Here is a 14,888-nt window from a genome sequence, read left to right as displayed (position 1 = left end):
CTGTGAACTACGCAAAACAACCGAATCGAGAAAAAGCGGCCATGCTCATGATCTCGCTTGGACCTGAAGTGGCGGCGAGTGTATATAAACACCTGTCTGAAGAAGAGATGGAGCAGTTGACGCTACAAATATCGGCACTCCGAAAAGTGTCGTCTGAACAAAAAGAAGCCATTTTAGGAGAATTTCATGACCTGGCGATGGCACAGAGTTATATTACCCAAGGTGGCATCGGGTTTGCGAAAACGGTTTTAGAGAAAGCAGTTGGAGAAGAGAAGGCGATGGCGTTGATTCATCGTCTCACTTCGACGCTACAAGTCCGGCCGTTTGAATTTGCCCGAAAAGCCGATCCGAAGCAGTTGCTCAACTTTATACAAAACGAGCATCCGCAGACGATCGCCTTAATCTTGGCTCATCTTGAACCGGTCAAGTCCGGGCAAATCTTGTCGGAACTTCCGCCAGAGATTCAGTCGGAGGTCGCGAAACGAATCGCGACGATGGATCGCCTCAATCCGGACGTCATTCACGAAATCGAACAGATTCTTGAAAAGAACTTGTCTCAAACCGATATGCAAGATTACGCGCAATCCGGCGGGATCGAGGCAGTCGTCGAAGTGCTTAACGGTGTCGATCGGACGACGGAGCGGACGATTCTTGACGCGCTCGAGATCGAAGACCCGGAACTCGCGGAAGAAATCAAAAAACGGATGTTCGTCTTCGAAGATATCGTCACACTCGACTCACGAGCGATTCAACGGATTATTCGCGAAGTCGCCAACGACGATCTTCTGCTCGCGCTCAAAGTATCTTCCGAAGAGGTCAAACAGATCATCTTCAAAAACATGTCGCAACGAATGGTCGATACGTTCAAGGAAGATATGGAGTTCATGGGACCGGTCAGACTGCGTGACGTCGAAGAAGCACAAAGCCGCATCGTCGGAATCATCCGCCGGCTAGAAGATGTCGGAGAGATCGTGATTAGCCGTGGTGGAGGAGATGACATCGTTGTCTAACGTAATCAAACGTCAACGAGCGATGCCGCTCGAACCACAACGAATCGATTCGCGGCCATTCCTTGAACCGGTTTCAGAGGTTGTGGTCGAACGTAATCATGAACAAGAGTTAGAAGTGAGGTACGCCTCCCTCCGCCAGGAGGAAGAAGCGATCAAGTTACACCGTGAAACAGTCGAACATGAGCTTGAACTGTTACGAGAACAAACGCTTGAAGCCGCTTATCAGGAAGGGTACGGGTCAGGTTTTGACCTAGGACGTCAAGAAGGGAAGTCAGAGTTCGATGAGCTGACGGCCCGGCTGAACATGGTCAGCGCCGAACTTGAGAACTTGTTCGAACAGAAATGGCGAGATGCCGAAATGAAGTTAGTTGATTTGGCCGTCGAGATCAGTGCACGTGTCACGACCGATCTCGTCCGAAACGAGGAGGCGTTGTTCGCCGACATGATCCGCGAACAACTGCTTCGCCAAATCGATGCCGAAGCGTTGACCGTCTTCGTCCACCCGACGCGGCTTGCGTCAATCCAACGTTTCGAGTCGACGTGGCAATCCGAACAGATGCCACCGTTGAAATATCGGGCTGATGTCTCGTTGACAGAGACGAGCGTACGGATCGAGACGCCACATCATGGCAACGAGCTCGACGTATCGTACAGTTTTGAACGAATCCGTTCCAAGATTGAGGAGGTTCTATCCGATGGCGCTTATTGACCGCGTAGTCGCCACAATCACCGCTTCTCCAGAAGATGAGTATGTGCGTAAAGTCGGTCGTGTCTGTCGCGTCGTCGGGCTGATGATCGAATCGAACGGACCGAGTGCGTTTATCGGTGAGCGCTGCCTGATCGAGTTACCGTCCGGCCAAACGGTTGAAACCGAGGTCGTCGGCTTCAATGAAGAGCGCGTCTTGCTCATGCCTTACGGAGAAACGACACAGATCGCCCCAGGTTGTATCGTCAAAGGGACGGGGCACATGCTCCAAGTACCGGTCGGCTTCGAACTGATCGGTCAAGTCCTTGACGGGCTCGGGCGCCCTTTATCGGGCGCAGCGATGCCGACGGGCAAACGCTACGATGTTCTTCGAAAACCGCCGAACCCGTTAGAACGTCCACGCATTTTAGACGTTTTGTCGACCGGGGTCCGGATCATCGACGGGTTATTGACGGTCGGGAAAGGCCAACGTGTCGGTTTGTTTGCGGGATCAGGCGTCGGGAAGTCGACATTGCTTGGCATGATCGCTAAACGCTCATCGGCAGACATAAACGTGATCGCGTTGATTGGCGAACGGGGACGAGAAGTGAAAGAGTTCATCGAAAACGAACTTGGCCCTGAAGGCATGGCTCGATCCGTCGTCATCGTAGCGACAAGCGATCAACCCCCGCTCGTGCGTTTGAAAGGCGCTTACACGGCGACGGCGATCGCCGAGTACTTCCGGGACCAAGGCAAAGAGGTCGTCCTTATGATGGACTCAGTGACCCGATTCGCGATGGCCCAACGAGAGATCGGGCTAGCGACCGGAGAACCACCGACATCAAAAGGATACACGCCTTCCGTGTTCGCGATGCTGCCGCAACTGCTAGAGCGGAGCGGGACGTCCGTCACCGGTTCGATCACGGCGTTTTATACCGTCCTCGTTGACGGGGACGATATGAACGAACCGATCGCAGATGCCGTCCGTGGGATTTTAGATGGTCACTTCGTGATGGACCGTTCGCTCGCCAACCGAGGGCAGTTTCCGGCGGTCCATGTCCTAAAATCAATCAGTCGTGTCATGAACCAGATTGCTTCACCTGTACATCGCGATGCCGCGCAGACGTTTCGGAGTTGGCTCGCCACTTATCTAGACGCGGAAGACTTGATTAACATCGGAGCCTATAAAAAGGGCACGAATCCTGCGATCGATACAGCAATCGATGAATATCCGGGACTGCTCACATTTTTAAAACAGTCGATTGAAGAAGAGGCATCGCTCGAGCAGACGCTCGATCGTCTTGTCGGAATTGCGAGAGGTGAATCATGAACAAGCTGTTGTTAGAACGCATCATGCCGATTGCCGAGCATGCAAAAGAAGAATCGGCGACAGAGATGAGAGGTCATAAGGCGCGATTCGAAGCCGAGATGGAGACGCTGTATCGATTAGTCGTGACGTATGAGACGCTCATGAAGAGTCAAGATGAACAATCTGGTGTGATTGATCTGCTCATGTTCCAATATCGTGAAAAGGCGAGGGAACAGTTGAAACGTCAAATTGAGACGCAACAACTCGTCGTGCAACAGTCACGGAACCGTTACAACTTGGCTCAAGAGCGTTTGCTCGGAAAAGTTGTCGAAGAAAAAAAATATGTAACGTTGCATGAGAAGGTCAGCCAAAATGAAGTGGCCGTCTCGAAACTCACCGAACAACATTTTATCGATGAGTTGGCAGTGATTCATCACGGGAAAGGGAAGTAAGCTGATGGAAAAAGAGAACAATAAGCGAGGTAGACAGCTCTTGGTCGCTCTTGTCCTCGTCCCGGCAATCTTTTTACTCGTCGGCGGAATCGTCGTCATGAACTATGCGATGGACCGGCCGCTATTATCGGTGCCGTTCATAGAAACGCGCGAACAGGCAGACAAAGATGAGACAGTTGAAACAAAAGTCAATGTCACCGGCATTGACGCGGACACGACGAATCGATTAAAAGTCGCGAACGCTGAGATTGAAAAACTGCGCACGGAAAACGTCGAATTGACGAATGAAGTGAAAGCGAGACAAAAAGAAGTCTCGGACTTGATCAAAGAGCGGGACCGACTCGTGTCTGAACTCGGAGCCACTGCGGAAGCAGAAGTGGAGGAAGACACGTCGAACGTGTCTCGCGTCTATGAAGAAATGTCCGCCAAACAAGCGGCCGCGATCATGAACGAACTCGATAGCCCGCAAGTGGCGACGATCTTAAAAGAACTGTCGCCGAAACAACAGGCCGACATATTGGGACGGATGGATGCACAACAGGCTGCCGTCGTCACGCAATTGCTCCAATGAAACGTGAAAGGAGGAAGAGATGATGAATATCGCCTTATTTGCTCAAGCGGTCCAAGGAACGACAGCGAAAGGCGGGGAGACAGGATCTACCCCGACCGGACAGTTTTTAGACCTGCTTTCATCGATGCTTGGCGCCTCAACGGAAGCGTTGGCTGAGTTGGAAGCTGCGCCGACGACACTCGCACCGAGCGCGGCAATTCTGACAGATAGCGCCCTTCCGCTCGAGAACTTGTCGAGCCAGCTTGAACAATGGTTACAACAACCCGATAGCTTAGAGTGGTTAAAGTCTTTGCCACAAGACGCCTATCGTAAGTTCATGGACGCCTATATCGGCATCATCGCCCAAGCAGGTGCAGGCACAGGAACAATCGAGGAAACGGTCTCGTCAGACGTCGTAACCACGTTAGCTGCCGCCCAAACGATTTTACCGGGCGCGATGATGTTAGGAAAGACGGAACGCGAGGCGTTGGCCGGAAAACAAAACCAGCCAACCGTAAACGAGAACGTCCAAGTTATCCAGCAAATCGTTTCGCAATTTAAAGGGAGTTTAACCCAGACTTCAAAACATATTCCCCTCCCTTATCAAACTGAAACGCCGGCGAATGTATTACCACAAGCTGGAAAAGAAAACGTCGACTGGTTGCCGAAAGGCATGACGTGGTCACGACCACAGATCGACTCAGAAACGGTCATGTACGCGTCTAAAGGGTCGCTTCCGGAGAACCTCCAAGCCCGGATCGAGGCTGCTCTTCAAAGAGCACCGTTCCGAAGCGGGGCCGACGGATCGAAAGTGTTCACCGTTCGACTATACCCGGAACAGCTAGGCGAACTCGTCGTCAAACTCGAGCGCCATAACGGTGAACTCGTCGTCAAGCTGTTCGCGAGCAACCAAGAAGCGAAACAGTTGCTCCAGTCACAAATGCAACAACTGCAACAGACGCTCCAACCGTTGTCGCAGCATATCCGGGTCGAAGTGAGTTTGACGCAACAAGCGCTCGAAGCGAAATCATCGACGTTTAGCGAGTCAGACCAACCTGAACCAGAACAACAGGAACAACCGAAAGGGGAACCCGACGATGACGACCATCCAACCGAAGACGAATGATTATACGTTACCCGATCAATCGCTGCCTAAAGCGAAGAACCAATACGATAAGGACATGTTCTTAAAGCTATTGATGGCCCAGCTCGCGAACCAAGATCCGATGTCACCGATGGAAGATCGTGAGTTCATCTCACAAATGGCTCAATTTTCATCACTCGAACAAATGCAGACGATTTCAAAGCAACTTGATTCAGTACTCGTCGATCGCCACATGTCTTCAATTTCCGAGTTCAGCAATATGATCGGCAAGACGGTCGACCATAAAACGGAGACTGAAACGGAGACGATCAAAGGATCGGGACGTGTCGTCTCGATTTCAAGAACGGATGAGTCAGGGTACATGGCCGATCTCGAAGACGGTAGCTCGGTAAGCGTCTACAATATTACGTCCATCAAACAAGCATAAGGGGGATTCATCATGTTAAGAGCAATGTACTCAGGAATCAGTGGATTAAAGAACTTCCAGTCAAAGCTTGATGTCGTCGGTAACAACATCGCCAACGTCAACACGTTCGGGTATAAAAAAGGCCGCGTCACGTTCAAAGACCTCGTCAGCCAACAAGTCGGTAGTGCTGCAGGCGGGAACGGCAACACGGCCGGCGGGATCAACCCGAAAGAAATCGGACTCGGGGGCACGATGGCGACCGTCGACAACGTCTATAACCAAGGCGCGATGCAAAACTCAGGGAGAGCGCTCGACGTCGGGATCTCCGGTGAAGGATTCTTCGTGACGATGGTCAACGGACAAGCGCAGTATACGCGCGCCGGTAACTTTTACACGGATAACCAAGGAAACTTGGTAACGGGTGACGGAACTTACTTGCTTGGGACAGGTGATAAAGCAAATGGGAATCTAGCAGCCCCTAACCTTGTTGGAAATATCCCTGATGTCACACCAGGTGCAGCAACTTACGGGAAAATCAAAGTTCCGACTGATGCTCGGTCACTTTCAATCGGAAAAGACGGCCAAGTCAGCTACGTCGACGCGGCAGGCGCTTTACAAACTGCTGGATATATTGTCACCGCCAACTTCCCGAACAACGCCGGGCTGTCAAAAGTTGGGGCAAATAACTACCTACAATCGCAAAACTCAGGAGATCCGACGATTGGTGCTTCAGGTGACAACGGACGTGGTGAACTCGTCTCAGGCGCCCTCGAGATGTCGAACGTCGACTTGTCTGAAGAGTTCACCGAAATGATTATCGCGCAACGTGGATTCCAAGCGAACACACGGATCATCACAACGTCAGACGAGATTTTACAAGAACTCGTCAACTTGAAACGCTGATGATACGCGTCACGACATTGCGGGGTGAGGAATTTGTCTTGAACGCCTTGTTCATCGAGACGGTCAAGGCCGAACCTGACACGATCATTCATTTGTATAACGGCAAGACGTATATCGTCACAGAGACGAAAGATCAAATCATCGATCGGACGACGGCGTTTTACGGCTCGATCGGTTTGATGGGAACGACAGTCACAAGAGGTGAAGAAGATGAGTGAAGAAAAACCAAAAGGAGGCGCCATGAAAATGGTGCTCATCCTGCTCGTCGTCCTGCTCGTCATGGGGGGCGCTGGGTTTATGACTTATAAATATGTATTCGGCGACAACGTGACGGCTAAAACGAAACCTGTGACGGCAGAAGAACTCGCCGAGCGCAGCTTCACGACCGAGGATATGACGACGAATATTCAAGACGAACGGTTCATCAACGTCCAATTCACGATTGTGACCGATGCGCCTGAGACGAAAGAAGATCTTGAACTTCGTAAGTTCCAAGTCCATAACGTCATTCTCGGCGATTTGGCCGGGATGACGAAGGCACAGCTCACGACGAAGGAAGATATGCAGAAGTTCGAGCAATCCCTTCGAGCGCAATTAAACGGACTGCTGGAAAAAGGTGAGGTCCAGCGCGTCTATATGACGAAGAAAATTATACAGTGAGGTGGCATCATGGGAGAAGTACTGTCTCAACAAGAAATTGATGCCCTGTTATCAGCGCTAAGCAGTGGAGATGTCGAAGCCGATTCCTTTTTGAATCAAGAAGAAGAACGAAAAGTACGGCAGTATGACTTTAAACGGGCCGTCCGTTTCTCTAAAGATCAAATTCGTAGCTTGACCCGGATCCATGAACATTTCACACGGATGCTGACGACATTTTTCTCGGCCCAACTTCGGACGTATGTCCAGTTTACGGTCAATTCAGTCGAACAGCTTCCATACGATGAGTTCATTCATTCGATTCCGAGTATGACGATGATCAACTTGATCGAGGCGCCCCCGCTTAACGGTCGGTTCATCATCGAAGTCAATCCGAACATCTCTTACGCGATGTTGGATCGACTGCTCGGGGGACCTGGCGTCGAGATTGAAAAAGTCGAAAGCTTCACTGAAATCGAGATGCGAATCTTGACCCAGCTATATAAACGAGCTTTTGCCGGTTACGGGGAAGCGTGGGAGTCGATTGCCGAGATCAAGTCCGAAATGACGGCCGTTGAAGTGAACCCACAGTTCCTTCAACTCGTGTCACCAAACGAGACGGTCGTGCTCATTTCGATCGGGGTCACGATCGGAGAAGTGAGCGGGACGATTAACGTCTGCTTGCCGTTCGTGACGATCGAGCCGGTGCTATCGAAACTATCGAGTCATTATTGGATGCAGGAGGCGAACCGCCGCAATGCGAGCGGGAACAGTCAAGAACCGCTCAAAGCCCAATTGATGAATTCGACGGTAGAGGTCGTGTCCCTACTCGGGGAGACGACAATCACGTTCGGTGACTTGTTGCATTTAGAAATCGGTGACTGTTTGACGCTCGATCAACTAGTGAAAGACCCGCTATCCGTCCTAGTAGGGGAAAATAAAGTGTTCAGAGGGCAAGTCGGTGTGAGTGGGAAGCGGATGGCGGTCCAAGTGCTTCACCGGGTGAAGGAGGAAGAGCAATGAGTGAGATGTTGTCACAAGATGAAATTGACGCGTTATTACGAGGAACGAGCGACAGTTCGCCAAAACCGGTAGACGAGAGCGAAGAACATCTCGACTCGATGGAAAGCGACGCCCTTGGAGAGATTGGAAATATCTCGTTCGGAAATTCCGCGACGGCGCTGTCGACGTTACTGCAACAAAAAGTAGAAATCACGACCCCGGTCGTCAGTGAAGTGACGATCGATGAGCTCAGAGAGCGTTATCCGACACCTCACGTGGCGCTTCGGGTCGGTTACACCGAAGGGTTGAAAGGGGAGAACGTCCTCGTCTTGACTCGTGAAGATGCGGCCATCATTTCTGATTTGATGCTCGGCGGGACCGGAATCGGTGTCGATCCGGACGGGCTCGATGAGATTCGGTTGTCGGCCGTTCAAGAAGCGATGAACCAAATGATGGGGGCTGCGGCCACATCGCTCTCGACCGTGTTCTCTAAAAAGATTGATATTTCGCCGCCGCTCGTCGAAGTGTTCGATGCGACGAAAAATCAAACGATCATTGACCGGCTTGAGCTTTGGGAGACGATGGTACTGATCGAGTTCAATTTGAAAGTCGGTACGTTGATTGATTCAAAAATTGTTCAAATTGCCCCGATTCAATTCGGGAAACAACTGGTGAACGAACTGATCGCAGCTACGACGTCAGCCCCGGCCGCGCCTAAACAAGAGCAACCGAAAGTTCAAGCGGCGGTCACACCAGCGAAAGCGCAGGCACCTGCTCCGGCACGCACTGAAAAAACGTCAGCCCCGGAAGTGGCGGTTAGCCAAGCCGAGTTCATGCCACTCCACGCCCCGACGTCAAACGATTCGGTGCCGGCAAACCTAGGTTTACTGTATGATGTGCCGCTCAACGTGACGGTCGAACTCGGTCGGACGAAACGGTCGGTGCGAGAAGTGCTCGAACTGTCGCAAGGATCGATCATTGAACTTGATAAATTGGCGGGGGAACCTGTCGATATTTATGTGAACCAACAACGCATTGCCCGCGGCGAAGTCGTCGTCATCGAAGAGAACTTCGGGGTACGTGTAACAGAAATCATCCAACCGCATGAGCGGATTGGAATCGTTTAAGGAGGAAGAATAATGAGTGCAAAAATTTTGGTGGTAGATGATGCGGCGTTCATGCGCATGATGATTAAAGACATTTTAACGAAGAACGGGTTTGAAGTGGTCGGCGAGGCAGAGAACGGTATTGACGCGGTCGCAAAATACCGTGAACTCACGCCAGATCTCGTCACTCTCGACATCACGATGCCAGAAATGGACGGCCTGGCGGCATTGAAAGAAATTCGCGGGTTCGATTCGAACGCCAAAGTCATCATGTGTTCGGCGATGGGACAACAGGCGATGGTCATCGATGCGATCCAAGCGGGGGCGAAAGACTTCATCGTGAAACCGTTCAACGCGGAACGTGTCGTCGAGGCAGTTTCGAAAACGGTCGCGCAATGAACAAGTGGTGGTTGATTTTCCTGCTCGTGGTCGGGCTGTCTATGCCGGCCACGGTCGAGGCCGCCACCGTGGATAAACAGTTCGAACAACAGCAGCCTGAAGCCAAAGATCAATCTGTCCCTACGACCGTCTCGACGGTCGGGACGTTGGTCAAGGTCGTCTTGAGTTTAGTTGTCGTAATTGGAGGATTCCTCGTCTTGATGCGTTGGTTAAACGCACGGACGCAAGGTGTGAAGACGGCGCAACATATGAAACATCTCGGCGGAGTACCGCTTGGGAAAGACCGCTCGGTGCAGCTCGTCAAGCTAGGGGAGCAAGTATACGTGCTCGGTGTCGGTGAATCGATTCAATTGATTGATCGAATCGACGCGGAATCGATCGATGAAGCAGCGTATGACGCACCTTCACTGAACGCTTCGAATACATCAACGTTCTTAGATACGTTCAAGCAACAACTGTCACAGATTGAAGAAGTGAGGAAGAAGCAATGACGACGATTGAACAACTGATCAATTTAGAAACGCCGGACAGCACGTCGACTTCGATTAAATTGTTGGTCGTATTGACACTGCTCACGCTGGCGCCGTCATTCTTGATTTTGATGACTTGTTTTACACGTGTCGTCGTCGTCCTGTCGTTCATTCGGCCAGCCTTAGGGACACAACAGACACCGCCGAACCAATTGATCATCGGACTCGCCTTGTTCATCACGCTGTTCGTCATGTCTCCGGTCTTATCTGATTTAAACGACAAGGCGTTGTCTCCATATATGGACGACGAGATCAGTCAAGATGAGGCGTTCGAGGAAGCCGGTAACACGATGAAACGATTCATGGCAAAGTATACGCGACAGGAAGATTTGCAACTGTTTATCAAATACGGGAATTATGAGCAACCGGAGTCGGTCGAAGACGTTCCTTTGCTCGCGATGGTACCAGCTTACGCCATCAGTGAGCTCAAGACGGCGTTTCAAATCGGCTTTATGATTTTCTTGCCTTTTTTGATCATTGATATGGTCGTGGCGAGTGTGCTCATGTCGATGGGGATGATGATGCTTCCACCGGTCATGATCGCTCTGCCGTTCAAATTGTTGTTGTTTGTATTAGTGGATGGATGGCACTTAATCGTGGAATCATTGCTTAGAAGTATGTAGGAGGAACGATTATGACGCATGAAATGGTCATCTATTTGGCGACAGAGAGTGTATGGACGTTATTAAAGATTGCGATGCCACTTCTTTTGATCGCCCTCGTCGTCGGACTCGTCATCTCGATTTTACAGGCGACGACTCAAATTCAAGAACAAACATTATCGTTCGTTCCAAAGCTAGTCGCGGTCTTTATCGGGCTCGTCGTTTTCGCCCCGTGGATGCTGCAACAGATGGAAGGATTTACGCGGATGATCTTTGAACTGATGGTCGAGGTCGCCTCGAAATGAATGCGGTCGATTTCATTAGTTTATATGGATTGACGTTTGCTCGTCTGTCCGGATTTTTCGTAAGTGTGCCTTTATTTTCTTCAAAGCAGCTTCCGGTCATGCACCGTGTCGCGTTTAGCGCCTTTTTAGCTTATTATGCGATGTTCACGGTAACGGAGCCGCTTGAACTCGGACAAGCATTCATTGTTCAAGTGCTGTACGAAGTGCTGATTGGACTTCTGCTCGGCATTTTGATCAACATCTTATTTTTTGCCCCACAGATTGCCGGGGGAATCATCGATTTGCAGCTCGGTCTGGCGATGGCGTCAGCGTATGACCCGATGTTTGGCGGACAGTCGCCGTTGATCGGACGATTTTATTACATCTTTACGCTGTTCATCATGCTATCAAGTAATTTGCACTTACTGTTGATCGACGGTATCTATTACAGCTTTCAAATTTATCCGCCTGGTCAGCCGATGATCAACTTTAGCGAAGCATCGCTCATGATGGCCGTGAAGGTCGTAACGATGACGATGATGGTCGCGTTGCAACTCGCGTTCCCACTCATGGCATCGTTGCTTCTCGTCGACTTGGCGCTAGGCTTCTTAGCAAAATCGGCCCCGCAGTTCAACATTTTTGCCATCGGGTTCTCGTTCAAATTGATCGCCGGGTTTTCCGTGATGGTCATGATGATGGGGTTGACGTTGAATGGGATCAGCCAATTCATCCCGGTGTTGCAAGAAATATTACGTGATTTTATGACGTTGTTAGGAGACGCTCAATGAAGCCTCTATACTCTTTATCGGTCGATCTTCAGTTTTTTGCAGGAGAAAAAACGGAAAAAGCAACACCTCGAAAACGAGAAGACTCGCGTAAAAAAGGACAAGTTGCGAAATCAGCCGATCTGACCGGAGCGTTCGCCTTGTTCGCGATGTTCCTCATGTTATCTTTTCTCGGACCTTATGTCGGTCAGCAGTTGTTTGGCCTGACGAAAGAGCTGCTCGGTCCAACGTATTTGCTGTACGACTTATCAGAAGGCATGTCCGGGATGATGATTGATTTGGTCATTCGCGCCGGGATCATTTTAGCACCGTTCTTGATCGTTGCGGTCGTGTTCGGTATTTTAATCAACTATTTCCAAATCGGTTCACTGTTCTCAACAGAGGCGATTCAACCAAAGTTAGAGCGGATTGACCCGCTCAAAGGGGTCAAGCGCATCATCAGCATGAAAGCAGTCGTCGAATTTTTAAAGTCCTTATTCAAATTATTGATTATCCTGACGACTGCGGTCGCTATACTTTGGCAAAACCAAAAAGAATTGTCACGCATGGCCGTCGAACATGTTCGTGAATCGGTCGTCGCACTCGCTGCAATCACGATCGAACTCGGGCTTTGGGTCAGCGTCGCGTTGCTCGCGCTCGCACTGCTCGACTTCTTTTATCAACGGTTCGACTTTGAAAAGTCGATCCGCATGTCGAAACAAGACATTAAAGACGAGTATAAGAACAGTGAAGGCGACCCGCTCATCAAGTCGAAAATCAAACAACAACAACGGGAGATGGCGATGCGGCGCATGATGCAAGAGATTCCGAACGCGGACGTCGTCATCACTAACCCGACCCATTTCGCTGTCGTCATCCGTTATGACGATACGAAAGACTTTGCGCCGCTCGTCGTCGCCAAAGGGGTCGACCAAGTCGCTTTCAATATTCGTGACGTCGCAAAAGAGCACGATATCCCGATCGTGGAAAATAAACCACTGGCCCGTGCGCTCTATGCGCAGCTAGACATCGGAGAAGTCGTCGACGAGTCGTTTTATCAGGCGATCGCCGAAGTGCTGGCGTTCGTCTATCAACTGAAACAACCGTCTTGAGGAGGAGTATGCGTTGGCTGTAAAAGCTAAAGATTTCGCAGTATTGATTGGCGTTCTTATGATCGTCGTCATGCTGGTCATCCCGTTACCGGGGTTCTTACTAGATTTTCTTATCATTATAAATATATTGATCGCCCTCATGATTTTACTCGTGGCGATGAACGCCCGGGAAGCGCTTGATTTCTCTGTCTTTCCGTCCCTCTTGCTGATCATCACGCTGTTCCGGCTAGGGTTGAACGTGTCAACGACCCGTTCGATCCTCTCGACCGGATATGGTGGGGAAGTCATTGCGACGTTCGGGAACTTCGTCATCGGCGGAAACGTTCTCGTCGGATTTGTCGTATTCCTCATTCTCGTCATCATCCAATTCGTCGTCATCACGAAAGGTGCCGAACGGGTATCTGAAGTCTCGGCTCGATTCACACTCGACGCGATGCCGGGGAAACAAATGGCAATCGATGCCGATTTGAACTCCGGGTTGATCGATGACAAAGACGCCCAAATCCGTCGTAAAAAGATTCAAAGCGAGGCTGATTTTTATGGTTCGATGGACGGGGCCTCGAAATTCGTAAAAGGTGACGCCATTGCCGGAATCATTATCGTCGTCATCAACTTGATTTTCGGTATCATCATCGGCGTTGTCCAAATGGGATTACCTGTCGGTGAGTCGTTTACGACGTTCTCGCTTATGACAATCGGGGATGGGCTCGTCAGTCAGATTCCGGCCCTCCTCATTTCGACGGCGACCGGGATCATCGTCACCCGTGCCGTCTCGGACGGCAATCTCGGGGAAGACGTGGTCGACCAGCTCGGTCAAAATCCGACGTTGCTCTATATCGCGGGCACGGTCATCTTCTTGCTAGGTTTCGTGTCACCAAGTTTACTTCCGGTGACGACGCTCATCGCGGGTGCGACATTCTTCGGGGCGTACTCGATGCGCCGCAGCCTGAAGCAAGCGATTGCTGAACCGCTACCGGATGAGGAACCAGCGGCACCGACCGAGACCGTCGTCTCGCTCCTGCAAATCGATGCGATCGAGTTCGAGTTCGGCTACGGGCTGATCCCACTCGCGGATGAATCGCAAGGCGGCGATCTGCTCGACCGTGTCGTCATGATCCGCCGTCAACTCGCACTCGAACTCGGGTTCATCTTACCGACGGTCCGGATTCGTGACCACCTGCAACTGTCACCGAACGCTTACCGGATCAAAGTGAAAGGCAATGTTGTTGCAGAAGGTGAGTTATTACTCGATCACTACTTGGCGATGAGTCCTGGAATTGAAGACCCTGAAGTGTACGGGATCGAAACGACGGAACCGGCTTTCGGATTGCCCGCTCTCTGGATCGATGAAGAGACGCGGACGCGGGCTGAGATGAGCGGTTACACCGTCGTCGACCCACCTTCAGTCGTCGCCACGCATTTAACGGAGACGCTCAAGAAACATGCGTCCGACTTACTCGGACGGGAAGAGACGAAACAGCTCGTCGAGCATTTGAAAGAGACACATCCGGTGCTCGTCGAAGATGTGACCCCATCCGTGCTCTCAATCGGAGATATCCAAAAAGTACTTCGTCATCTATTGAAAGAGCACGTCTCGATTCGCAACTTGCCGCTCCTGTTTGAGACGATGGCCGATTATGGGAAAGTGACGAAAGACGCTGATATATTAGGCGAATACTGTCGTCAAGGACTCGCCCGTCAGTTGACTGACCAAGTCAGCCCGCCGGACGGTCCACTCTACGTTGTCACACTCGGTGGGCAGACCGAGCAACTGATTCAAGACGCTGTCCAAAAAACCGAGTTCGGCAACTATTTGGCGCTCGATCCGGAGCAAGCGCGCGAAATCATCGAGCGCTCTGGCGAACAACTGTCGATGTTTGAACGCTACGGGGCTTCGGCCGTCATTCTTTGCTCGCCGACGATTCGGATATTCGTGAGACAACTGCTCGAACGGTACTATCCTGACGTTCCGGTCCTTGCGTATAACGAATTGCTCAGCTCGCTCGAAGTGAAAAGTATTGGGGTGATTTAAT

At 51.0% G+C, this 14,888-nt stretch carries 19 protein-coding genes; all 19 read left to right on the top strand.

Annotated features, from left to right (window positions below; genetic code table 11):
- Window positions 1-2: 2 nt before the first annotated feature.
- Genes fliG through flhA form a run of 19 tightly spaced genes read left to right on the top strand, consistent with a single transcriptional unit; the run spans window position 3 to window position 14,887 of the window.
- A complete protein-coding gene (fliG, locus tag EVJ30_RS00560; protein ID WP_083273965.1) occupies window positions 3-1,010 on the top strand; it encodes a flagellar motor switch protein FliG in 1,008 nt (335 codons plus the stop codon).
- Window positions 994-1,719 carry a FliH/SctL family protein gene (locus tag EVJ30_RS00555; protein ID WP_236633998.1) on the top strand — a complete coding sequence of 242 codons (726 nt, stop codon included), beginning with the start codon at window positions 994-996 and terminating at the stop codon, window positions 1,717-1,719. The genes fliG and EVJ30_RS00555 overlap by 17 nt, the downstream gene beginning before the upstream one ends.
- Entirely contained in the window at window positions 1,706-3,025 is a 1,320-nt protein-coding gene (fliI, locus tag EVJ30_RS00550; RefSeq protein WP_131456199.1) for a flagellar protein export ATPase FliI, read from the top strand. Before EVJ30_RS00555 ends, fliI begins: the two co-directional genes overlap by 14 nt.
- Window positions 3,022-3,456, top strand: coding sequence for a flagellar FliJ family protein (locus tag EVJ30_RS00545; RefSeq protein WP_016508248.1), 435 nt, complete (start codon window positions 3,022-3,024; stop codon window positions 3,454-3,456). The genes fliI and EVJ30_RS00545 overlap by 4 nt, the downstream gene beginning before the upstream one ends.
- A gap of 4 nt (window positions 3,457-3,460) precedes the next feature.
- The gene (locus EVJ30_RS00540) at window positions 3,461-4,027 is read left to right on the top strand and encodes a MotE family protein (RefSeq protein ID WP_131456197.1); all 567 of its coding nucleotides are present in this window, start codon (window positions 3,461-3,463) and stop codon (window positions 4,025-4,027) included.
- A 22-nt stretch (window positions 4,028-4,049) separates the two neighbouring features.
- Window positions 4,050-5,132 (top strand): flagellar hook-length control protein FliK, encoded by a 1,083-nt coding sequence (locus EVJ30_RS00535; protein ID WP_236633999.1) that lies wholly within the window; start codon window positions 4,050-4,052, stop codon window positions 5,130-5,132.
- On the top strand, window positions 5,104-5,538 hold the full coding sequence (locus EVJ30_RS00530) for a flagellar hook capping FlgD N-terminal domain-containing protein (RefSeq protein WP_070327492.1): 435 nt from the start codon (window positions 5,104-5,106) through the stop codon (window positions 5,536-5,538). Before EVJ30_RS00535 ends, EVJ30_RS00530 begins: the two co-directional genes overlap by 29 nt.
- Before the next feature lie 12 nt (window positions 5,539-5,550).
- Window positions 5,551-6,420 (top strand): flagellar basal body rod protein FlgG, encoded by an 870-nt coding sequence (gene flgG, locus EVJ30_RS00525; protein WP_131456193.1) that lies wholly within the window; start codon window positions 5,551-5,553, stop codon window positions 6,418-6,420.
- Window positions 6,420-6,638, top strand: a complete 219-nt coding sequence (locus tag EVJ30_RS00520) for a flagellar FlbD family protein (protein WP_016508262.1) — start codon at window positions 6,420-6,422, stop codon at window positions 6,636-6,638. Before flgG ends, EVJ30_RS00520 begins: the two co-directional genes overlap by 1 nt.
- The gene (locus EVJ30_RS00515) at window positions 6,631-7,080 is read left to right on the top strand and encodes a flagellar basal body-associated FliL family protein (RefSeq protein ID WP_131456191.1); all 450 of its coding nucleotides are present in this window, start codon (window positions 6,631-6,633) and stop codon (window positions 7,078-7,080) included. The genes EVJ30_RS00520 and EVJ30_RS00515 overlap by 8 nt, the downstream gene beginning before the upstream one ends.
- Before the next feature lie 9 nt (window positions 7,081-7,089).
- Window positions 7,090-8,079, top strand: a complete 990-nt coding sequence (gene fliM / locus EVJ30_RS00510) for a flagellar motor switch protein FliM (protein WP_070327489.1) — start codon at window positions 7,090-7,092, stop codon at window positions 8,077-8,079.
- On the top strand, window positions 8,076-9,185 hold the full coding sequence (gene fliY, locus EVJ30_RS00505) for a flagellar motor switch phosphatase FliY (protein WP_131456189.1): 1,110 nt from the start codon (window positions 8,076-8,078) through the stop codon (window positions 9,183-9,185). Before fliM ends, fliY begins: the two co-directional genes overlap by 4 nt.
- 12 nt (window positions 9,186-9,197) lie before the next feature.
- Window positions 9,198-9,563, top strand: a complete 366-nt coding sequence (locus EVJ30_RS00500) for a response regulator (protein ID WP_035385909.1) — start codon at window positions 9,198-9,200, stop codon at window positions 9,561-9,563.
- Window positions 9,560-10,054, top strand: a complete 495-nt coding sequence (locus EVJ30_RS00495; RefSeq protein ID WP_236634000.1) for a flagellar biosynthetic protein FliO — start codon at window positions 9,560-9,562, stop codon at window positions 10,052-10,054. The genes EVJ30_RS00500 and EVJ30_RS00495 overlap by 4 nt, the downstream gene beginning before the upstream one ends.
- The gene (gene fliP / locus EVJ30_RS00490) at window positions 10,051-10,716 is read left to right on the top strand and encodes a flagellar type III secretion system pore protein FliP (RefSeq protein ID WP_016508219.1); all 666 of its coding nucleotides are present in this window, start codon (window positions 10,051-10,053) and stop codon (window positions 10,714-10,716) included. The genes EVJ30_RS00495 and fliP overlap by 4 nt, the downstream gene beginning before the upstream one ends.
- An 11-nt stretch (window positions 10,717-10,727) precedes the next feature.
- Entirely contained in the window at window positions 10,728-11,000 is a 273-nt protein-coding gene (gene fliQ / locus EVJ30_RS00485; RefSeq protein WP_035385907.1) for a flagellar biosynthesis protein FliQ, read from the top strand.
- Window positions 10,997-11,767, top strand: coding sequence for a flagellar biosynthetic protein FliR (fliR, locus tag EVJ30_RS00480; RefSeq protein ID WP_131456187.1), 771 nt, complete (start codon window positions 10,997-10,999; stop codon window positions 11,765-11,767). The genes fliQ and fliR overlap by 4 nt, the downstream gene beginning before the upstream one ends.
- The gene (gene flhB / locus EVJ30_RS00475) at window positions 11,764-12,855 is read left to right on the top strand and encodes a flagellar biosynthesis protein FlhB (RefSeq protein WP_071399611.1); all 1,092 of its coding nucleotides are present in this window, start codon (window positions 11,764-11,766) and stop codon (window positions 12,853-12,855) included. Before fliR ends, flhB begins: the two co-directional genes overlap by 4 nt.
- 13 nt (window positions 12,856-12,868) lie before the next feature.
- Window positions 12,869-14,887: a flagellar biosynthesis protein FlhA gene (flhA, locus tag EVJ30_RS00470; protein ID WP_255417540.1), complete on the top strand. Its 2,019-nt coding sequence runs from the start codon at window positions 12,869-12,871 to the stop codon at window positions 14,885-14,887.
- Window position 14,888 lies beyond the last annotated feature (1 nt).

The organism is Exiguobacterium sp. SH5S13 (assembly GCF_004337085.1).
Lineage (GTDB): Bacteria > Bacillota > Bacilli > Exiguobacteriales > Exiguobacteriaceae > Exiguobacterium > Exiguobacterium aurantiacum_A.
This window is presented reverse-complemented; position numbering and strand designations above follow the sequence as displayed.